Source organism: Qipengyuania sp. NPDC077410, assembly GCF_044543405.1.
Lineage (GTDB): Bacteria > Pseudomonadota > Alphaproteobacteria > Sphingomonadales > Sphingomonadaceae > Qipengyuania > Qipengyuania pacifica.
On the sequence record NZ_JBITWB010000003.1, the window covers coordinates 155,512 to 176,144 of the forward strand.

At 61.5% G+C, this 20,633-nt stretch carries 22 protein-coding genes; 10 read left to right on the forward strand and 12 right to left on the reverse strand.

The annotated features are described in order from the left end of the window. Positions 1-3: 3 nt before the first annotated feature. From ACIGGE_RS14365 to ACIGGE_RS14385, 5 genes are all read left to right on the forward strand, one after another. Entirely contained in the window at positions 4-1,851 is a 1,848-nt protein-coding gene (locus ACIGGE_RS14365; RefSeq protein ID WP_301643035.1) for a M2 family metallopeptidase, read from the forward strand. An 11-nt stretch (positions 1,852-1,862) separates the two neighbouring features. Beyond that, a complete protein-coding gene (locus ACIGGE_RS14370; RefSeq protein WP_397490880.1) occupies positions 1,863-2,858 on the forward strand; it encodes a YncE family protein in 996 nt (331 codons plus the stop codon). Continuing rightward, a complete protein-coding gene (locus tag ACIGGE_RS14375) occupies positions 2,855-3,319 on the forward strand; it encodes a RimK/LysX family protein (protein WP_103023641.1) in 465 nt (154 codons plus the stop codon). Before ACIGGE_RS14370 ends, ACIGGE_RS14375 begins: the two co-directional genes overlap by 4 nt. Next, positions 3,316-4,221 carry a 30S ribosomal protein S6--L-glutamate ligase gene (gene rimK / locus ACIGGE_RS14380; RefSeq protein ID WP_103023642.1) on the forward strand — a complete coding sequence of 302 codons (906 nt, stop codon included), beginning with the start codon at positions 3,316-3,318 and terminating at the stop codon, positions 4,219-4,221. The genes ACIGGE_RS14375 and rimK overlap by 4 nt, the downstream gene beginning before the upstream one ends. Before the next feature lie 66 nt (positions 4,222-4,287). Next, the gene (locus tag ACIGGE_RS14385) at positions 4,288-5,040 is read left to right on the forward strand and encodes an SIMPL domain-containing protein (protein WP_397490881.1); all 753 of its coding nucleotides are present in this window, start codon (positions 4,288-4,290) and stop codon (positions 5,038-5,040) included. 30 nt (positions 5,041-5,070) lie between these two features. Here the strand turns inward: ACIGGE_RS14385 and ACIGGE_RS14390 are convergent, their stop codons facing one another. The 9 genes from ACIGGE_RS14390 to rpsF all read right to left on the reverse strand — a co-directional run bounded on the left by ACIGGE_RS14390 (position 5,071) and on the right by rpsF (position 11,074). Then, a complete protein-coding gene (locus ACIGGE_RS14390) occupies positions 5,071-5,478 on the reverse strand; it encodes a hypothetical protein (protein ID WP_397490882.1) in 408 nt (135 codons plus the stop codon). Continuing rightward, positions 5,426-5,821 carry a hypothetical protein gene (locus ACIGGE_RS14395; protein ID WP_397490883.1) on the reverse strand — a complete coding sequence of 132 codons (396 nt, stop codon included), beginning with the start codon at positions 5,819-5,821 and terminating at the stop codon, positions 5,426-5,428. The genes ACIGGE_RS14390 and ACIGGE_RS14395 overlap by 53 nt, the downstream gene beginning before the upstream one ends. Then, positions 5,809-6,270 (reverse strand): hypothetical protein, encoded by a 462-nt coding sequence (locus tag ACIGGE_RS14400; RefSeq protein WP_146029832.1) that lies wholly within the window; start codon positions 6,268-6,270, stop codon positions 5,809-5,811. Before ACIGGE_RS14400 ends, ACIGGE_RS14395 begins: the two co-directional genes overlap by 13 nt. Before the next feature lie 143 nt (positions 6,271-6,413). Further along, positions 6,414-7,898, reverse strand: a complete 1,485-nt coding sequence (locus ACIGGE_RS14405; protein WP_375246160.1) for a methyl-accepting chemotaxis protein — start codon at positions 7,896-7,898, stop codon at positions 6,414-6,416. Continuing rightward, positions 7,895-8,218 (reverse strand): hypothetical protein, encoded by a 324-nt coding sequence (locus tag ACIGGE_RS14410; protein ID WP_222828624.1) that lies wholly within the window; start codon positions 8,216-8,218, stop codon positions 7,895-7,897. Before ACIGGE_RS14410 ends, ACIGGE_RS14405 begins: the two co-directional genes overlap by 4 nt. Positions 8,219-8,284: 66 nt before the next feature. Further along, positions 8,285-9,724 carry an AMP nucleosidase gene (locus ACIGGE_RS14415; protein ID WP_103023649.1) on the reverse strand — a complete coding sequence of 480 codons (1,440 nt, stop codon included), beginning with the start codon at positions 9,722-9,724 and terminating at the stop codon, positions 8,285-8,287. Between the two features lie 122 nt (positions 9,725-9,846). After that, positions 9,847-10,473: a 50S ribosomal protein L9 gene (rplI, locus tag ACIGGE_RS14420; protein WP_103023650.1), complete on the reverse strand. Its 627-nt coding sequence runs from the start codon at positions 10,471-10,473 to the stop codon at positions 9,847-9,849. 11 nt (positions 10,474-10,484) lie between these two features. Further along, the gene (gene rpsR, locus ACIGGE_RS14425) at positions 10,485-10,709 is read right to left on the reverse strand and encodes a 30S ribosomal protein S18 (protein WP_086436027.1); all 225 of its coding nucleotides are present in this window, start codon (positions 10,707-10,709) and stop codon (positions 10,485-10,487) included. Continuing rightward, positions 10,709-11,074 carry a 30S ribosomal protein S6 gene (gene rpsF, locus ACIGGE_RS14430; RefSeq protein WP_103023651.1) on the reverse strand — a complete coding sequence of 122 codons (366 nt, stop codon included), beginning with the start codon at positions 11,072-11,074 and terminating at the stop codon, positions 10,709-10,711. Before rpsF ends, rpsR begins: the two co-directional genes overlap by 1 nt. 427 nt (positions 11,075-11,501) lie before the next feature. Here rpsF and ACIGGE_RS14435 point away from each other — a divergent pair, with 427 nt between their 5' ends. Continuing rightward, entirely contained in the window at positions 11,502-12,464 is a 963-nt protein-coding gene (locus ACIGGE_RS14435; RefSeq protein ID WP_103023652.1) for a DUF808 domain-containing protein, read from the forward strand. A 10-nt stretch (positions 12,465-12,474) separates the two neighbouring features. Here ACIGGE_RS14435 and ACIGGE_RS14440 read toward each other — a convergent pair whose 3' ends face one another. Further along, complete coding sequence (locus ACIGGE_RS14440) at positions 12,475-13,902, reverse strand: glutamate ligase domain-containing protein (protein WP_397490884.1); 1,428 nt, start codon at positions 13,900-13,902, stop codon at positions 12,475-12,477. A gap of 54 nt (positions 13,903-13,956) precedes the next feature. Here ACIGGE_RS14440 and ACIGGE_RS14445 point away from each other — a divergent pair, with 54 nt between their 5' ends. From ACIGGE_RS14445 to dnaN, 4 genes are all read left to right on the forward strand, one after another. Further along, positions 13,957-14,781 (forward strand): LD-carboxypeptidase, encoded by an 825-nt coding sequence (locus ACIGGE_RS14445; protein ID WP_397490885.1) that lies wholly within the window; start codon positions 13,957-13,959, stop codon positions 14,779-14,781. Between the two features lie 22 nt (positions 14,782-14,803). Continuing rightward, positions 14,804-15,742, forward strand: a complete 939-nt coding sequence (gene fabD / locus ACIGGE_RS14450; protein ID WP_397490886.1) for an ACP S-malonyltransferase — start codon at positions 14,804-14,806, stop codon at positions 15,740-15,742. After that, on the forward strand, positions 15,742-16,494 hold the full coding sequence (gene fabG, locus ACIGGE_RS14455) for a 3-oxoacyl-[acyl-carrier-protein] reductase (protein WP_196845978.1): 753 nt from the start codon (positions 15,742-15,744) through the stop codon (positions 16,492-16,494). Before fabD ends, fabG begins: the two co-directional genes overlap by 1 nt. A gap of 201 nt (positions 16,495-16,695) precedes the next feature. Continuing rightward, positions 16,696-17,820, forward strand: a complete 1,125-nt coding sequence (dnaN, locus tag ACIGGE_RS14460) for a DNA polymerase III subunit beta (protein WP_301643025.1) — start codon at positions 16,696-16,698, stop codon at positions 17,818-17,820. A gap of 25 nt (positions 17,821-17,845) precedes the next feature. Here dnaN and ACIGGE_RS14465 read toward each other — a convergent pair whose 3' ends face one another. Both ACIGGE_RS14465 and ACIGGE_RS14470 read right to left on the reverse strand, forming a co-directional pair. Then, entirely contained in the window at positions 17,846-18,856 is a 1,011-nt protein-coding gene (locus ACIGGE_RS14465) for an NAD(P)-dependent alcohol dehydrogenase (protein ID WP_397490887.1), read from the reverse strand. After that, positions 18,853-20,604, reverse strand: coding sequence for an amidohydrolase family protein (locus ACIGGE_RS14470; protein ID WP_397490888.1), 1,752 nt, complete (start codon positions 20,602-20,604; stop codon positions 18,853-18,855). Before ACIGGE_RS14470 ends, ACIGGE_RS14465 begins: the two co-directional genes overlap by 4 nt. Positions 20,605-20,633 lie beyond the last annotated feature (29 nt).

The following is a 20,633-nucleotide window of genomic DNA, read 5'->3' on the forward strand; positions in this document are numbered from 1 at the left end:
ACGATGAAATTGCTTTGTACCTCGCTCGCGGCCCTGGCCATCGCTTCGGCCGCTCCTGCTGCGGCCCAGAATGCTGCACCCGCGGCTGCAACTGCCGATGCCGCCTACCCGATGACGCCGCAGGGCGCCGCCGACTGGGTGGCCATGGTCGAGAACGAGATGGGCGATTTCGGCGTCGAATACGCGCGGGTGTCGTGGGTGAATTCCACCTATATCACCCCCGACACCGATGCGCTGGCCGCGAAATACGGCGCGCAGGCGACCGAAATGTCGGTCCGCTATGCCAATGAAGCGGCGAAATACGCGCAGGTACAGGGCCTCGACGCCGACGTGGCGCGCAAGCTCGATATCCTGCGCAACGGCATCGTGATGCCGGCCCCAGTCCGCGACGGTGCTGCGACCGAACTCAACGAAATCGCCACCAGTCTCAACAGCCAGTACGGCAAGGGCAAGGGCACGCTGGACGGGCAGGAAATCAGCGGCAGCGATATCGAAGCCGAAATGGGCAACCTCGAGCGTACGCCCGAAGAATATGCCGAAATGTGGACCAGCTGGCACGACAATGTCGGCGCGCCGATGCGCGACGATTACCTGCGCATGACGGCGATCGCCAACGAAGGCGCCAAGGAACTGGGCTTTGCCGATCTGGGCGCGATGTGGCGTTCCAACTACGACATGGACCCCGACCAGTTCGCCGCCGAAACCGAGCGCATGTGGCAGGAAGTGAAGCCGCTCTACATGGCGCTGCACACCTATGTCCGCAGCAAGCTCAACGAGAAATACGGCGACGCGGTGCAGCCTGCAACGGGCCCGATCCGCGCTGATCTGCTCGGCAACATGTGGGCGCAGGAATGGGGCAATATCTACCCGCTCGTCGCCCCGGCAGGTGCGGGCGATATCGGTTACGATCTGACCGAACTGATCGAGCAGAAGGGTCTGGACGAAATCCAGATGGTCCGCACGGGCGAACAGTTCTTCTCCTCGCTCGGCTTTGCGCCGCTGCCGGGCACGTTCTGGGAACGCAGCCAGTTCGTGAAGCCCCGCGACCGCGAAGTGGTGTGCCACGCCAGCGCCTGGGACGTCGACAATGTGGACGATCTGCGCATCAAGATGTGCATCAAGAAGAACGCCGACGATTTCGTGACCATCCATCACGAGCTCGGCCACAACTACTACCAGCGCGCCTATAACAAGCAGGATTATCTGTACCTCAACGGCGCCAACGACGGCTTCCACGAAGCCATCGGCGACATGGTCGCGCTGTCGATCACGCCCGAATATCTGGTGCAGATCGATATGCTCCAGCCGAACCAGGTGCCGGGCACGGACAAGGACATCGGCCTGCTGCTGCGCCAGGCGATGGACAAGGTTGCCTTCCTGCCGTTCGGCCTGATGGTCGACCGGTATCGCTGGGGCCTGTTCGACGGATCGATCCCCGCCGGCGAACTCAACAAGGGCTGGAACGATCTGCGGCTCGAATATCAGGGTATCGTCCCGCCGGTCGAACGCGACGAGACCAAATTCGATGCGGGCGCGAAATATCACGTGCCGGGCAATGTTCCCTACACCCGCTATTTCCTCGCGCGGATCCTGCAGTTCCAGTTCTTCAAGGCTGCCTGCGATCAGGCCGGATGGGATGGGCCGCTGCATCGCTGCTCGTTCTACGGCAACGAGGAAGTGGGCAAGAACCTCAACGCCATGCTCGAAATGGGTGCCAGCAAGCCGTGGCCCGATGCGCTCGAAGCCTTCACTGGCGAGCGTCAGATGAGCGGCGAAGCGATGGTCGAATACTTCGCTCCGCTCAAGGCGTGGCTGGACGAACAGAACGCGGGCAAGACCGAAGGGTGGTAAGCCGCTTAGCCTTGTTGCTGACCCTCCCGCTCGCGGTCGCCTGTGCGCCCGTGGCGGGAGGCGGCGATGCCGTATCGTCTCCAACTCCCGATGCCGAAGGCGCGCTGTTCGTTGCCGGCAAGTTCGGCAACACGCTGTCCAAAGTCGATCTGGCAAGCGGCGAGGCGGTGAAGACCGTCGATAGCTGCGCCAATCCACACGAGCTGGCGACATCGCCCGACGAGAAGTATGTCGCACTGGCCTGTTACGGCGGGCAGACGGTGGATATCTTCAGCACGGCCGACCTTTCGCGCGTTGCGAGTATCGATCTGGGCGAAAATGCGCGCCCCCACGGGATCGTGTGGCACGCCAATGGCGATCTTTATGCAACGGCAGAAGGCCGCAAATCGGTATCCTGGATCCGCAATCCGCTGGGCGAAGCGGAAACCTTCGAATTCGGTTCGGGTCAGGAGGGCACGCACATGCTCGCCGTCGCGCCCGATGGATTGCACGCGTGGACCACAAATCTGGGCTCTCGCACGGTCACCCTCATCGATCTGAAGACTCGCCGTGCACCGCAGTCGGTCGAGGTGGGCGAGGAACCGGAAGGGATCTGGCTGTCCGATGACGGCGATACGCTGTGGGTCTCGGCTCGCGGGTCAAACGCCGCGTTTAAACTCGATCCGCGAACTCTCGAAGTGCGCCAGCGAATCGAAACCGGCAATTTTCCCTTGCGAATTACCGTGCGACCGCAGGGTGATTACGCGGTGACGTCCAACCTGTCCGATGGCGGATTGAGCGTTATCGACACAGCCACCGGAAAGGTCGTGCGCAATATAAGGGTATCGGGGCCCGATCAGGCGGAGGCGAAGACCCAGGTGACGATCCTGTTCTCACCGAACGGAGAGCGCATCTACGTGGCTGAGACCATGGCCAACACCATAGCCGAAGTCGATTTTGCCAGCGGACGCGTGCTTCGCCGCCTACCGGGAACAGGCGGGGGCGATGGGCTGGCGATCATCGAATGAGCATGAAGCGCAAGGAACTGCCGATCGTCGGTTGGCGGGAACTGATTCATTTGCCTGAGCTGGGGCTGCACAGTGTTCCAGCGAAGATTGATACGGGAGCGCGTACGTCCTCTCTCCATGGCACCGTACTCGAGGAGTTCGAGCGTGATGGCGAGAAATACGTGCGCTTCGCGGTCGATTTCTCGCGGCAGCATGTGCGCCAGGTATGCGAAGCCGTGCATGTCGACATCCGCGGTATCACCAGTTCGAATGGTGAAACGCAGAGCCGCTACGTGATCAAGACACCGCTCAAGATCGGGGATGTGGAATTCCGCGCCGAGATCAGTCTGGCCGACCGTAGCGATATGCGGTTTCCAATGCTGATCGGGCGCTCGTCTCTGCGTCGTCGCTTTGTCGTGGACAGCGGCTATTCCTGGCTGCAGACGCCGGAAATGAAGGTCAAGAAAGGCCACAAACCATGAAAATCGCCATGCTGGCGCGCAACCCGAACCTCTATTCGCACCAGCGACTTAAAGAGGCAGCGGAAGAGCGTGGGCACCATTTCGACATTCTGAATACGACGCGCTGCACTGTCCATATCGCAAGCCACCGGCCCGAGGTGTATTACAACGGCGAGCCCTGTGTCGGTTATGATGCGGTCATTCCGCGCATCGGCGCATCGATCACCAATTATGGCCTAGCCATATTGCGGCAGTTCGAAATGCGTGGATGCTGGCCCTTGAACGAAAGCGTCGCCATCGGCCGCAGCCGCGACAAGCTCCGCAGTATGCAGATACTCGCCAAGCACGGCCTGGGTCTGCCGCTGACTGCCTATGCGAACGATCCCAAGCAGGCGGAAGAAATCATTAAGGCGGTCAAAGGACCGCCCGTCGTGATCAAGCTGCTGGAAGGGACGCAGGGCATCGGCGTGGTGCTTGCCGAAACCATGAGCAGCGCAAAGTCGGTTATCGAAGCGTTTCGCGGAGCCAATGTGAACATCCTCGTGCAGGAATTCATCAAGGAAGCGGGCGGCACGGATATCCGCGCGCTGGTCGTTGGTGGCAAGGTCGTCGCCGCAATGAAGCGGACCGGTGCCCCTGACGATTTCCGATCGAACCTGCATCGCGGCGGCAGTGCGCAGCTGATCAAGATCACCCCCGAAGAACGCAGCACTGCCGTGCGTGCAGCCAAACGCATGGGACTGAACGTTTGCGGCGTGGATATGCTGCGATCCAATCATGGCCCGGTGATCATGGAAGTGAACAGTTCGCCGGGGCTGGAAGGCATCGAGAATGCGACCGGCAAGGATATTGCCGGCATGATCATCGATTTCGTGGCGAAAAGTGCCCGGGACGGCAAGACCATGACTAAAGGGAAGGGGTAGAACGCGGGGCACTGCAACCTACCGCACGTTAGAAAAACACATTGATGCCCAGGGAGGCCCAAGTCGATGCGTAGAGCACTTTTCATATCCTTGGCTTTGCTAGGGGCGAGTACAGCAGCGGCGCAGACGTCGCCGACCGAGGTTCTTGCACCGAACCAGACGCTGCTCGAAGTGCAGTCCACGGGTCAGAGTTTTGTCGCGCCCGATCAGGCGACCCTGACAGGAGGCGTCGTAACCTTTGCCACCACGTCGCGCGAGGCTGCGGACAGCAACGCCCGGGCCATGGCACAAGTCGTTGCGGCTTTGAAAAAGGCTGGCGTGGCCCCCCGCGACATCCAGACGCAGAGCGTAAGCCTCGATCCGCAATCCAACTACGATCGGCAAGGCGCAGAGCCACCACGCATCACTGGCTATCAGGCGCGCAATGCCGTGACGGTACGGGTGCGCGATGTGACAAAGGCGTCCGAATTGCTGACAGTCCTGTTCGAGGCGGGCGCGAACGATGTAAACGGCCCATTCTTCTCGATTGAAGACGACAGCGCAGCCGTCGCCAAAGCGCGGGCCGATGCGGTTTCAAAGGCCAAAGCCGAGGCCGATGCTTATGCAACTGCCTTCGGAATGCGCGTTGTGAAGGTCCTGAGGATTAGCGAGCGCCAACGTTCTGCGACTTACGAATCCATCGTCGTGACCGGTTCGCGAATTCGGCCGGCTGGCGCTCCGCCTCCACCACCGCCGCCGATGTCGTCACCGGCGGTAGAAGTCGGGGAAATGGAGCAGAAGGTTACGATCTGGGTGGATTTCGCGCTCGGTCCGAAGTGAGGTTCCCGCTCCTGACGTGACTGGCACCGCCTATTCGGCAGCCATCTTGAGCAGGGCGATTTCTTCGCGCAGTCGCTGCAACTCCATTTCGTACAACCGGGTGCAATCGATACGTTCCGGGCGCTGACCCAGCGGAATCGTTACGCGGGCATAGACCAGGGCGCGTGCATCGCGCTCGTTGGAAAAGGGGCTGTACTGCAGGAACGGGTCGACCGTTTCTGGCGTCGCCGCGCTACCGCTGACCCCGACATCGACATAGCCACCGGACGAATTGATCGACTGACGACATCGTGTCCCGCCAGCAGTTTCGATCGAATCTTCGCCTCCAGATCCCTGAGGGGGCGCGGGCAGATAGACGCCTTGCGCCTGAGCATATGCCTCGGTGCTAGCGAACAGTGCCAACCCGGCGAGCGCTGAGTTTCGAACAAACTCTCGCATGGACCACGACCTCCTTGTTTTCGATCCTTTCGGCGCAGACGCGCACATTGACCTGTTCGCCAGGCACAAGGTCGCGCACGACTACGAGTACCTTGCGATTGGATTCGGGTGCCATCAGCGCGACTTCGGGGAATATCCTGACCCGGCCTTCCAGGGCCGGGGTTTCTTCATCGACGAATGTCCGGAAGCGAAAGGGCTGCTTGTACGGGTTCGTCAGAGTGAGATAGAACCCCTTGGCCTCGGTAGCGGTCACGCCGCTCTTTTCCAGCGGCCCAAGGCCCACGGCCAAGGCGGCTGTCGACGTGACCAGCAGCAGCGGTGCGATAACTCTCAGCCCGAACATGTCAGCACCGTGCCGATCGTATACGTACCGACATTGAAACCGGTCGGTTTCGACGCCTGCGCGTTGACGGTATAGGTTCCGAGCAGGCCCGACTGGTTATATGTCGTCTGGCTGCTTGTGTATGGTTGATTGGCCCCGCCGGGCGATACGTACCGGATCTGCGGCGTGACGCCGGTAACATCTGCCGAAGACGTTATTGTCGGCGCCGTAAAGGTCAGGCGCGGTGCGCCGCCTAGCGCGGTAACGGTAGCAGTCGCCGGCAGCCCGCCCGTGTTTTCCGATGACAGCAAGGTGTAGTCGCCATTGGGCGCCAGGGCGCCGTCGGTAACCACGATTATGCACGAAACGAGCAGCGTTGCCCGAAAGTTGATCGGTTCCGCCTGAATGGACGCCGGAAAGGTCAGTGCACCTGCGACCGAAACAGCCGAAGCGAGAAGATATTTGAGCATTACCATCTCCCAATTGACGAGATGGTTTTTTAGTAAACGGACAGAGTAACCGACCCCTACCCGGCGCGTTAGGTACGATACCGGGGGTGGCAGGCCGAGCGATGCGGGTGTGAAGTGCTGCGCCGATCCCGATGCAGATGAAGTTAAGCCGCCTTGATAGTAGCGACGAAGCGACCGGCCGATGCTTCGAGCGAGCGGATGTTTGTCATGAGCTCACCGGTCGTGCGACGCGCGTCGCTGAACAGGTGCTCCGTCTGGACAGCACTTTCGGCGAGAAGGGCGCTCAGCCGCGCCATCTGGTCGGTGCCGGTGGCGGTTTCTTCTGCGTTCGTCTCGATCATGGCTGCAGCGCCGCGCTGTCCATCGACATCCCTTCGGATTGCTGCCGCGGACCGTGCAAGCTCCTCGATCGCTTCGCTCAGTTCACCGAAACTGGTTTCCGCTTCGCCCGTCCCGTCACGCACACCGGACAGCAGATTGTCGATTTGCTGGGTTGCTTTGGCGGCCTGTCTGGCCAGATCCTTGACCTCCTGCGCCACGACAGCAAAGCCCCTTCCGGCTTCACCTGCGGACGCGGCTTCGATCGCTGCATTCAAGGCAAGCAGATTGGTCTTCTCTGCAACGCTGGCGATCGATTTGGTCGCTTCGCCGATTGTCTGCGAATGCTTCGACAGTGAAGTGACTGCCTCGCCGCCAGAATTGGTTCGGACGCCAGCTTCGCTCGCAAGTTGATCCTGCTGTCCTGCAGTTATGGCAATGCTGCTGATCGAACGGGACAGTTCCGCAACGCCTCTGGCCACCGATTCTACGGCGGTCGAGACCTGCGATGCGGAGGCGGCAACGTCGCTGGCCTGCCGGCCTGTGTCGCGGACGGTCCCATCAAGCGAAGTCATGGCCTTGTCGAGGGTGAGGGCGCTTTGCGAGACAGAGGCGGCGACCATGGCAACCGACCCTTCGAAATCTTCGGCGATGCGGAGCAGTTCGACTCGGCGCCGTTCGGCCTGTTCGTTTTCGATCATTCCACGCTTCGATCGTTCTGCATCAGCTTGCTGGAGCGCTTCATTTGCCAGGACATTGGCATTTTCGCTCGCCATGAGTGCATCGGCCAGATGCGACAGGATCGCGTGGAGACGAATAGCGATGAAACACAAGGCCGCCGCCTGAAGAACAACGGCCAGCGCGTGAACCAGCACACGTTCGATGCCGCCGCCGCCGGAGAAGACCCATTCCGGCGATACGAGGGCAAGCAACAGGTGATGGAGCGCAATGGCCACAGCGGCCAGAACGATCGGGCGTGCGTCGCAAAGGACGGTCAGCAGGGCCAACCCGACGAAGAAATACATATGCATGTCGATCTGCCAGGCGGCCCCGCGCATCGCATAAAGAAGCAATGCTGGTTGCAGAGCGGCCATGAGCGCGACTGCGAGGCGTGCGGCAAGATCTGATCGGCGCTGCAGGGCGTGTAACGACGGCACGATGTTGAGCAGCGCGCTGACCATGCATGCGTGAAGAGCCTGCTGCCCCATGGAGAGGGTGAGCAGGCCGATGGCAAAGGTCGTACCCCATCCGGCGGCGGCAATCCATTTGATACCCTGCTGCCTGAGGGTATCGACTTCGTTTCGTATCATTTTGCTGTTCCGATGCAGCCGCCATCCGCGACGGCCAGGGCAATGATGCCGTGATTGAAAAGCAGATCGGCAAAAGCCGGACGGGTTCCCGTGACGATATAGCCATTGGCCAGCGCGGTTTTCGAAAGGAGCTTTCGCCCTTCGGAGGTGGCGAGCATAGGAAGGCTTCGCTTGGCCGACGCCGTCAACGGATAGAATGCGATCGTGCCCTTTGCAGGCGGCGCGAGCAGAAGCGCACCGACCGCCAGCACGCCGGCGCCGATCTGCAACGTATCAAGCAGGTGCCGGCGAGCCGCCGCCGACAGTTCGATAGTGGTCATTACTGCCCAAATGGCAGAAAAGGATTATTGGACCGTTAACCCTCTAGAGCACCACAATCATGCCATTTAGCGGAATGGCGGTTCGTTGAAGGCGCGAAGCTTGCGGCTGTGGAGGCGGGGGCCTTCATCGCGCAGCAGTTTGCAGGCCGTCACACCGATCTGGAGGTGGGCAGCAATGGCTTCCTCGTAAAAGGCATTGGCCTGTCCCGGCAGCTTGATTTCGCCGTGGAGGGGCTTGTCCGATACGCACAGCAGCGTGCCGTAGGGTACGCGGAAGCGATATCCCTGACCGGCAATCGTTGCGCTTTCCATATCGACACCGACCGCGCGGCTGAGGCTCATGCGGTGGGCAGAGCTGGTATAGCGCAGTTCCCAGTTGCGATCGTCGGTGGTTACCACGGTACCGGTGCGCATGCGCTTTTTCAGATCCGCCCCATGTTCGCCCGAGACCATTTCCGCCGCTCCGGCCAGCGCCTGCTGCACTTCGGCAATGGCGGGCAGGGGGATTTCCGGCGGAAGGACCGGGTCGAGGACGTGATCGTCGCGCAGATAGGCGTGAGCGAGAACGTAGTCGCCGATCTTCTGGCTGGGACGAAGGCCGCCGCAATGGCCGATCATCAACCAGGCTTCCGGCCGCAGCACGGCCAAGTGGTCGCAGATCGTCTTCGCATTGGAAGGACCGACGCCGATATTGACCAGCGTGATGCCCTCCTTGTTCGGGCCGACGAGGTGATAGGCCGGCATCTGGTGGCGCCGCCATGCCGTATCGGACAGTTGCGCGCGGGCATTGTCGGTCTTTTCCGTCAGCATGAGGCCGCCGGCGCCCGCCAGGGCAGTGTAGCCGTTGGCGCCGAGCTGTGATCCGGCCCAGTCCACGAATTCATCGACATAGCGATGGTAATTCGTGAACAGGATGAAGCGCTGGAAGTGTTCCGTGCTTGTGCCCGTATAGTGCGCAAGGCGCGCCAGGCTGAAGTCGGTCCGCAAGCCGTCGAAAAGGGAGAGGGGGATGGCTTCGTCCGGTTCGCCGAGGATTATACCGTCGGCCAGTTCGTCACCGATGTCGGCCAGTTCGGTCGAGGGGAAATGACGCGCGATGAGGTTTGGATCGACGCCGACGAGTTCCGCGCCGGCTTCGCCATCGAGGACATAGGGGAAGGGGATTTCCTGGCGTGACGAGCCGACTTCCAGTTCGACTTCGTAATTCTCGTCGATGAGTTCGAGCTGTTCGCGAAGGTAATCGCGGAAAAGCGCCGGGCGGGTGACCGTGGTGGTGTAGAGCCCGGGCGCGTTGAGGCGGCCGAAGGCGCGGTTGCGGTCTTCTGGCTGATCGCCGCCGCGGAAACGCAGGCGCAGTTCGGGATAGGAATAGCTGCCGTCGCTGCGGCGTTCCGGCGCGGGCAATTCGCGTTCGCGTCCGAAGGCGATGACGTCTGCGCGCAGCCGCTCGACTGCCGCGTCATAGATGCTCTCGAGCCTGTCGAGCGTCTGTTCGATGGATTCCATGGGCGTTTCTCCTGCCTCTTGTGTTTATGAAGTCCCTCCCTGCCATAAGCAGGGCTTTGTTACAAAAAGGGCGCGGGGACCGAAGCCGCCGCGCCCTGATTGTACTTTTTTCGAAGCGAGGATCAGCCTTCGGCTGTCTCTTCGCCTTCGTCCGCTCCGTCTTCGAGCATGTCGGCGGGAATTTCGCCCGGCTCGAGGTTGGAGTCGATGCGGTTGGCTTCGGCCTGTTCTTCGATCTCGCGCTGTTCGTCTTCGAACATCTGCGCCATCACGTCGACACCCTGGCTCTGCAGCTCGGCTTCGTCGTCCGAACGGGCGACATTGGCCTTGATGTTAACCGACACCTCGGGGTGGAGGTCGATGCGGACTTCATGCATGCCGATCGCCTTGATCGGATCACCCATGATGACCTGCTTCTTGTCGATGTCGTGGCCCTTGTCGGCGAGTGCGGCAGCGATGTCGCGAACGTTGACCGAACCGTAGAGCTGGCCGGTGTTCGACGCAGCGCGGATCAGTACGATTTCGACGCCATCGACCTTTTCGCCAGCCTTTTCGGCTTCGGTACGACGTTCCGCGTTTTCCTTTTCCAGGCGATCGCGGTTCGCTTCGAAGACCTTCTTGTTGGCTTCGTTGGCGCGCAGTGCCTTTTTCTGCGGGAGCAGGAAGTTGCGGGCATAGCCGTCCTTCACGGTGACGACGTCACCGATCGAGCCGAGCTTTTCGATCCTCTGAAGGAGAATGATATCCATGGATTTTCTCCTTACTTCACGATGTACGGCAGCAGGCCGATGTGGCGAGCGCGCTTGATGGCCTTGGCCAGTTCACGCTGCTTCTTCGCGCTGACGGCGGTGATGCGGCTGGGGACGATCTTGCCACGTTCGGACATGAAGCCCTGCAGCAGACGTGTGTCCTTGTAGTCGATCTTGGGGGCGTTCTTGCCCGAGAACGGGCAGGACTTGCGGCGGCGGAAAAACGGACGGGCCATCAGTTACGCTCCTCGCGGTCGCGGCGCTTCTTGGCATCGCGCTCGTTCTTGCGCATCATCACGCTGGGTCCATCTTCATGCTCGTCGACACGGATGGTCATGTAACGGATGACGTCTTCATTGATGCGGGTCTGGCGTTCGAGCTCTTCCACGACGGCGCCGGGGCCTTCGATGTTGAGCATTACGAAATGCGCCTTGCGGTTGCGGTCGATCTTGTAGGCGAGGTTCTTGAGGCCCCAGGTTTCCGTCTTGGTAACCTTGCCTTCGTTATTCTCGACAATCTCGGTCGCGGTGGCGGCGAGCTGGTCCACCTGAGCCTGGCTCAGGTCCTGTCGCGCCAGGAAAACATGCTCGTAGAGAGCCATGCCCTTGTCCTTTCACATATGGCCGATCGCTGGCTGATCCGCGGGATTGCGGGGCCCCTCCGGCTTTCTTCGAATCCCCCGGTACACCCAGGGGATGCGCGCACATAACGGGATTGGCGCAGAATGCAAGCGAGGGTCGAACAGGTCTACGCCGACCGGGGGTGAATTCAAAACTCGCGCATTCGTCATTCCCTTTGTCAAACAACGATTTAGTTCTGAATTGGCAGCCGGGAATGTCACCTTCCATGTCGCGACTACGTTACCGCCGTTTGGGGTGGGGGACGAAGCCCTGCCGTGGACCCGCCCAGCGGCGAGGGGGTGCTGCATGCCATTTCATCACGATGTAGGACAGCGCGAAATCGCCAGTTGCTTCGTTTGCGTAAGGCAGGCAAGCGTGGTGCGGATTTCAAATAAGCAAGGACGCGCAATGCCCGGTGGTTTGGTAGCCCTTCTGGACGACGTATCGATCATTGCGCGCACCGCGGCGGCTTCGGTAGACGATATTGCCGCGGCTGCTGGCCGGGCAGGTTCGAAGACGGCAGGCGTGGTCATCGACGACGCCGCCGTTACGCCGAGCTATGTGACCGGCCTGTCGCCAGCGCGCGAGCTGCCGATCATCTGGAACATCACCAAGGGCAGTTTGAAGAACAAGCTGCTGATCCTGCTGCCTGGCGCCGTCCTGCTGAGCGAGTTCCTGCCGCAGGCGATCGTTTTCATCCTGATGCTGGGCGGTGCCTATCTTTCGTATGAAGGTGCGGAGAAGGTGGCCGAGAAGCTGGGCGGCAAGAAGCATGGCCAGACGGTGGCAGACGATATCAAGGACCCGGTCGCGTTCGAGAAGCAGCGGGTTTCCAGCGCGATCCGAACCGATCTGATCCTGTCCGCGGAAATCATGGCCATCACGCTGAACGAAGTGGCGGCAGAAGATCTGCTGACCCGCGCCGGGGTTCTGGCCATCGTCGGCATCGCGGTGACCGTAGGCGTCTACGGCGTGGTCGGCCTGATCGTGAAGATGGACGATATCGGACTGCATTTCGCCAAGAAGGACGGGGCCGCAGCGCAGAGCTTCGGACGCGGGCTGGTGGCGTTCATGCCGCATCTGCTGGTGGCGTTGAGCTTCATCGGCACAATTGCCATGCTGTGGGTCGGCGGTGGGATCATCCTGCACGGCCTGGCGGATATCGGTATTGCAGGGCCGGAGCACTGGATCGAAGGTATCGAGCACGGCGTATCCGCCGTAGCCGGAGCAGCCGGCGGCGTTCTGGGCTGGCTGACCTTTGCCGGGCTGTCCGCGCTGGTCGGACTTGCGCTGGGGTTCGTCCTCGTCTTCCTGCTGCACAAGGTCTTCGGCATGGGACATGGCGATGGCGGCGAGGCTGCCGCGCACTGATCGCCAGCCGTTAAGAAAGGCGTGAAAAGAGGTCCCTTGCAAAACTGCTGAGCGTATCGTCGCGCGCACCCATGATGACGATACGATCGGCAGGGCGGGCCATTTCGGCCAGCCGATCGCCCACCGCATCGCGCGACGGAATATATTCGGCGTTTCCGCCTGCCTGTTCGATCAGGCCGACAATCCGTTCGCTGCCTTCGCTGCGGTCGACCGTGCCGCCGAAATAGACCGGATCGCACAGAATAACCGTGTCGCCTTCGTCCAGTTCGTTGGCGAAGGTTTCCGCCAGTTCGTCGCCCATCTGCCTGAGCGGGCCGTAGCCATGAGGCTGGAAGAACGCGAGTACGCGGCCCGGATGCGCTTTCAAGGTGCGCAGCGTAGCGGCACATTTTTCGGGATTGTGGCCGAAATCGTCGATCACCGTAATGGCCGAGGGGCTGGTGCCGACGATGTCGAAGCGGCGCGCAAGGCCGGCGAAGGCGGCCAGAGCCTCGACCGCCTTGCCGACCGGGATACCTGCCGCTGCAGCGCCGGCTATCGCCGCGAGCGCGTTGGAGAGATTGTGGCGACCGGGCAGGTGGAGCGTCAGGGGATGCTGGCTGCCATTGTGCCGATCCACGATCAATGCCGCCTGCCGCATGGGGCCTTCCGCAATCGAGCCCGGGACCACGCCGATCTGCGCCTTTTCCTGATCGATGCCGAAAGTGACAACTTCCTTCGCATGCGGGAGGAGTGCGAGCGCTTCTTCATCATCGGCGTTGATCACCGAGATGCGGCTGCGCGAGAGATAGTCCCCGAACAGCTGGCGCAGTTCTTCCATGCTCTTGTGATCGAGGCTGACATTGAGCAGCACGCCAACCGCAGGGCGATAGAGTGCGATCGATCCGTCGCTTTCGTCGACTTCGCTGACATAGAGGCTCTGGCCGCCGATCACGGCACTGGCAAAGGGGCGTTCGGGCGACACGAAGTTCTTCATCACCGCGCCGTTCATGATGGTCGGCTCGCGCCCGCAGGCGTGCAGTATCCACCCGAGCATGCCGGTAACCGTCGATTTGCCGCTGGTACCCGCGACGGCAAGACCCGCGCCGCTGGTATTGAAGAGGATCGAGTTCAGTTCCGCGCGGGTAAGGCGCAGGCACCCGAGTTCGTTCGCGCGGCTGACTTCGGGAACGCTATCTTCGATGGCGGCGCTGGCGACGAGAATCTGTTCGGCCGAAACCATTCCGCTGCCGTCCTGCGGGTGCAGGGTGAAGCCCTGATTTTCCAGCGCGGTGAATTTTTCCGGCGTGCGGCCCTGATCGTAGCTGCGATCGGATCCTTCGACCGTGCAGCCGCGCCCTTTGAGGATCTGCGCAAGCGGCAGCATTCCCGAGCCGCCGATGCCGCAGAAGAAGAAGGGGCGGGCAAACAATGCGTCTGGAGTGGGCATATCGCTCATGCCGGTGCAGCTATTGAGTTGTGTCGCCCGACACAAGCGCGCTAGCACGCGGACATGGTCAAAATTGCGATCTGCGCCCCCGGAAAACGGTTGAAGCGCGACAGGGCCGAGGCGGTCCAGGCCTTGGTGGCGGGCCGCGAGGATGTGGAACTGATGTTCCACGAACAGTGCTTTCTGGAAGAGGGGCATTTTGCCGGCAGTGACGCCGTGCGCCTTGCCGCCTTGCTGGACTGTGCCAACGATCCCGCATTCGATGCGGTCTGGTTTGCCATGGGTGGATATGGTTCGAACAGGATCGCGGCGAAAGCGGCGAGGCAGATGAACGACCATGCGCGGGGCAAGCGGTTCATCGGTTATTCGGACACGGGTTTCCTGCTCGGCGCGCTGTATCGCCACGGGATCGGTCAGGTGGCGCATGGACCGCTGGCGGGCGACATAAGGCGCACAGAGGGCGATGCGGCCGTGGAACGCGCGCTCGATTGGTTGGCCGGCGGGGCGAGCGGCCTGGAACCAGGCCTGGACGAGCGGCCTGCGGTCGCTTTCAACCTGACCACGCTGGCGATGATGGTGGGGACCGAACTGATGCCCGATCTGACCGGGCATGTCGTCATGATCGAAGAAGTGGCAGAGCATCTTTATGCCGTGGACCGGCTGTTCTTCCACATCAGCCAGCACCTGCAGGGCATTGCGGGACTACGGCTCGGCCGGATCAGCGACGTGCCGGAAAACGACCGTCCTTTCGGTAGTGACGAGGTCGCCATTGCGCAGGACTGGTGCGCGCGCAGCGGGATTCCCTATCTCGGCCGCGCCGATATCGGCCATGATGCTGCCAACAAGATTGTCCCCTTCGGACTTGAGGCGCGCGGCCCACGGGCCTAGGCGCGCCCGCAAGGAGAAATTCATGACTGCATTCATCTTTCCCGGACAGGGTAGCCAGAAGGTCGGCATGGGCGCCGACCTTGCCGAAGCCAGCGCGCATGCCCGCGAGGTTTTTCAGGAAGTCGACGAGGCGCTGAAGCAGAATCTTTCCGGCCTGATGAAGGACGGGCCCGAGAGCGAGTTGACGATGACCGCCAATGCGCAGCCCGCCATCATGGCCAATTCGATCGCCACGGTGCGCGTTCTGGAAAAGGAATTCGGCGTCGCGCTGGCGGACAAGGCCGACTGTGTGGCCGGACATTCGCTGGGCGAATACAGTGCGCTGTGCGCTGCCGGAGCATTTTCGCTGACGGATACGGCCAAGCTGCTGCGCTTGCGCGGTATCGCGATGCAGGATGCCGTTCCCATCGGACTGGGCGCGATGGCCGCACTGCTGGGAGCCGATATCGATAAGGCCACCGCGCTGGCCGAAGCAGCGGCTGAGGGTCAGGTGTGTGAAGTGGCGAACGATAACGATCCGACGCAGGTCGTCATCTCCGGCCATGCCGAAGCGATCGACCGCGCCATCGAAATGGCCAAGGATCATGGCATCAAGCGCGGCATCAAGCTGCCCGTTTCGGCGCCGTTCCATTGTTCGCTCATGAGCCCTGCGGCCCTGCGCATGAAGCGCGCGCTGGGCGATACGCCGCCCGAAGCCTTCACCGTGCCGCTCTACGCCAATGTTACCGCCGCGCGCGTTACCGACCCGGCGGAGGAACAGGCCCTGCTGGTCGATCAGATCACCGGCCGCGTGCGGTGGCGTGAAAGCGTGATCGCCATGCGCGAAGCGGGTATCGAGCGGTTCGTCGAACTGGGCGGCAAGGTGCTTGGCCCGATGATCGGCCGGATCGACAAGGACGCGGCGACCGTATCGCTCGTCACCATGGAAGACCTCGAGAATTTCGCGAAGGAGAACGCGTGATGTTCAGCCTCGAAGGAAAAACCGCCCTCGTGACGGGCGCCAGCGGCGGCATTGGCTCGTCGATTGCCTACGCCCTGGCGAAGCAGGGTGCACGACTGGCACTGTCGGGCTCGAATTCGGACAAGCTGCGCGCCTTTCGCGAACAGCTGAACAGCGAATTCGGTCACGATCATGTCGAGATCACCTGCGATCTGTCGAACGCGAAGCAGGTGGAGGAGCTGATCCCGGCCACCGTCGACACGCTGGGCAGCATGAATATCCTGGTCAACAATGCCGGCATCACGCGCGATAACCTCGCCATGCGGATGAAGGACGAGGAATGGGACGATGTGATCCGCATCAATCTGGAAGCCAGTTTCCGCCTGATGCGTGCGAGCGCGCGGCCAATGATGAAGGCCAAGGGCGGGCGGATCATCTCGATCACCAGCGTGGTCGGCCACACCGGCAATCCGGGCCAGATGAACTATACCGCCGCCAAGGGCGGGCTGACCGCCATGTCCAAGAGCCTGGCGCAGGAACTTGCCAGCCGCAACATCACGGTGAACTGCGTGGCGCCGGGCTTCATCCGCACCGCCATGACCGATGCGCTGAACGACGATCAGAAGGGCGCGATCAATTCGCGTATCCCGATGGGCCGCATGGGCGAGGGCGAGGAAATCGCCGCTGCAGTGGCCTATCTGGCGAGCGACGAAGCCGCCTATGTCACCGGCCAGACGCTGCATGTGAACGGCGGAATGGCGATGATGGGATAAGGGAGGCGCTTTGGCGGACGTGGGCGCGGGGGCAATCCACGCCATGTCCGACAAACCCACCACTTTTCCCCAAGGAAATCGGGACCGGGCCGCTTGCGGCTTGCTCCCTATGACCGCCCCGCTAGGGTAATTATCCGTATTCCGGCGCTGATGGGGGCGATTCCGGCCCTCTGTGTGCCCAAAAGGGACGAAAGTAGGACCATGAAGGCCACCATCGAACGCGCTACGCTGCTGCGTTGCCTCAGCCACGTGCAATCGGTCGTAGAACGCCGTAACACCATCCCCATCCTCTCGAACGTCCTGATCGAGGCGGAAGGCGACAATTCACTGAAGGTCATGGCGACCGACCTCGACCTGCAGGTGGTCGAACATATGGACGCCAGCGTCGAAAGCGCCGGGGCGATCACCGTATCGGCGCACTTGCTGTTCGACATCGCCCGCAAGCTGCCGGACGGTTCGCAGGTCAGCCTGGAAGCCGCGGAAAACCGCATGGCGATCAAGGCCGGGCGCAGCCGCTTTTCGCTGCCGACGCTGCCGCGCGACGACTTCCCGGTGATCGTGGAAGGCGATTTGCCGACCAGTTTCGAACTGCCGGCAAAGACGCTGGCGGAACTGATCGACCGCACGCGGTTCGCCATCTCGACCGAAGAGACCCGTTATTATCTCAACGGCATTTTCTTCCACGTGTCGGACGACAGCGAACCGGTGCTGAAAGCTGCGGCCACCGATGGTCACCGCCTCGCACGCTTCACGCTGTCGCGTCCGGAAGGCGCAGAAGGCATGCCCGACGTTATCGTGCCGCGCAAAGCCGTGGCCGAACTGCGCAAGCTGCTCGAAGAAAAGATGGACGGCAATGTCCAGATCGACCTGTCGGCCAGCAAGGTGCGCTTCACGCTGGGCGGCGAGGGCGGTGTGGTCCTTACCAGCAAGCTGATCGACGGCACGTTCCCCGATTATTCGCGTGTTATTCCAACGGGTAACGACAAGCTCCTGAAGATCGATCCGAAGAGTTTCCACGAGGGTGTGGACCGCGTTGCCACGATCGCGACCGAGAAGACCCGCGCGGTCAAGATGGGTCTCGACAAGGACAAGGTGACGCTTACCGTCACCAGCCCCGACAACGGTACCGCGACCGAAGAAGTGCCCGCCGAATATGCATCGGACGGGTTCGAAATCGGCTTCAATGCGACCTATCTGAAGGACATTCTCAACCAGATCGATTCGGACACGGTGGAAATCCACCTTGCCGATGCCGGTGCACCGACGCTGATCCGCAAGGATGAGAATTCGCCTGCGCTTTATGTGCTGATGCCGATGCGGGTGTAGGTGGCGGCTGGCGATCCTTCGCCGGTCAGATTTCCACCGCGATCTTGCCGAAATGGGCGCCGCTTTCCTGGTGATGGAAAGCGGCAGCCAGGCGTTCCAGCGGGAAGCTGTCGGAAATCTCCGGACGGATTCCGTTGGCGTCGATCCCGGCGATCATGTCGAGCTGGTGGCGGCGGCTTCCCACGGTCAGGCCCTGCACGCGCAGGTTCTTCGCCATGAGAAGGCCGGTCTGAACCGGTCCGGCAAAGCCTGCGAGGACGCCGATGAGCGCGACATGGCCACCGACGCAGGCCGCAACCATCGATTGCCCCAGCGTTCCGGCCCCGCCGACTTCGACAACGCAATCCACGCCATGTCCGCCGGTGAGTTCTTGAGCCTTTGCGCCCCACTCCTCGACCTCGCGATAATTGATCAGATGATCGGCACCCAGGTCGCGGAGACGTTCGAGCTTCTCTCCGCTCGAACTGGTGGCGATCACCGTTGCCCCCGCAGCCTTGGCAAACTGAAGGGCGAAGACCGAGACCCCACCGCTCCCCTGAACAAGGACCGTGTCGCCCGGCTTGACCGAATTATCGACAAACAGGGCGCGCCATGCCGTTAGACCGGCGCAGGTCAGCGTTGCGGCTTCGACATGGCTGTAACCCTTGGGAACGCGCGTGAACGATGAAGCGGGCGCGGTGACCGCTTCGCGCGCATACCCGTCGATCCCGTCACCGGGAACACGGGTGAAGCCCGTTTTCGGGGGCGCACCATCCAGCCAATCGGGAAAGAAGGTGCTGACCACCTGATCCCCCACGGAAAATTCGGTTACGCCATCGCCCACGGCTGTAACCACGCCCGCGCCGTCGGACATGGGAATGCGCCCTTGCTGCGACGGGATCATCCCGGTGACGACTGCATAGTCGTGGTAATTGAGTGAACTCGCTTTCAGGGCGACGGTTATCTCGCCCGCGTCCGGTTCGGGCGGGCCGTCCACGTCGCAAAAGACAAGGGCATCGAGGGTGGAAGGTGTCGCGCCTGTGCGAATGGCCTTCATTCCGCTGCCTCCAGCAGTTCCACACGTTGCGGACCACGAATGAGGCCGCCGGGCGTTTCGCCCGTCCATTCGCCATCGCGGAAGGTAACTTTTCCGCTCTTGATCGTGGCGATATAGCCTTCGGCCTTTTGCAACAGACGCTTGCCGCCGGCGGGCAGGTCAAAAGCGAGCCAGGGTTTGCCCAGCCGGATACGATCCATGTCGATAATGTTGAGATCGGCGAGATATCCTGGCGCGAGGACGCCGCGATCTTCGAGACCATAGAGGCGGGCCGTGTCGTTGCACTGTCGCTTGATCGCGTTTTCGAGACCAATCGTACCGCGAGACCGGTCACGCACCCAATGCTGAAGCATGAAGGTGGGGGAGGCTGCATCGCAGATCGTTCCGCAATGGGCACCGCCATCCGACAGCGAATTGACGGTATCGTCCGATTGCTGGAGATCCATCAGGAAATCGAGATTTCCGTCGGCATAGTTCAGGATGGGGAGATAGATGAACCCCTTGCCATCATCGCGGCATAGCAAATCGTAGGCATATTCGTCGCCCGAGACTCCCGCAGCCTTTGCGCGTTCGAGGATACTTTCGGCGATGGTTGGTTCGTAGTTGAAATCCGGGTCCATTTCGAACTGCATGTTCCAGCCGCCGCAGACGACCATTACGAGACCGATGATGTCCTGATTGACGTCGGAAAAGTCATGCTGTTCGCCGAGCATACGAGCCTTGAATGCCGGATCGAGAAGTTTTGCCTTCTGTGCTTCCCAAGGCAGATTTTCGATTTCCTTCCAGCTTGGCTTGAGGCGGAAAGGGTGAACGGTGCCCTGCCAGGCCATGACGATGCCGTTACCCCGCAATGCGATCTGCGCGACGATATTGGCGCCATTGTCGTTTTCCGCCCGCATGCTGGCGATCTGTTCGTCGAGCGGCAATTCCTTGGCGATGGACTGAAGCGCGGCGAACGTAACGGGCAGGCCGGTTTCGCGGCTCATCTTGCCCATCCAGCCGAATTCATCCCAATCGCGTTTCATGTCGGAAGCCATTTCGAAGACGCCGTGGCCCGCGCGACCCATGGCTCGGCCGATTTCGATCAGCTCTTCCGCTGTCGCGGTGGTGCCCGGCACGACTTCGCCATCGATATCGCGGTGAAGCACGGTGCGGGACGTTGAAAAGCCCAGAGCGCCGGCACGAACGCCTTCTTCGACGATGCGTCCCATTTCGGCAATTTCGGCATCGGTCGGAACGGCTCCCGGACGCTCGCGGTCCCCTAACACATAGGCGCGCACCGAGCCATGCGGGACATGGGTGCCGACATCGATCGCACGGGGCAGCTTTTCGAGCGCGTCGAGATACTCCGGGAAGGTTTCCCAATTCCATTCCATGCCTTCGGCAAGGGCAGTGCCGGGAATATCCTCCACCCCTTCCATGAGGCCGATGAGCCATTCGTGCTTGTCCGGCTTGGCCGGTGCGAAGCCAACGCCGCAATTGCCCATGACGACCGTCGTCACGCCGTGCCAGCTGGAAGGAGCCATCTCCTGATCCCAGGTAGCCTGTCCATCGTAATGGGTGTGAATATCGACAAAGCCGGGAGTGACGAGATGCCCACCAGCGTCGATTTCTTCCACGGCATCACCGCTGACCGTGCCGACCTGGACGATCAGCCCATCCTTGACGGCGATGTCGCCGTGGAACCGGTCCTGTCCGGTACCATCGACGATGGTCCCGTTGCGAATGATCAGATCGTATGCGGGCATAGATATGTGCTCCTCTCTCCGGCGAAAGA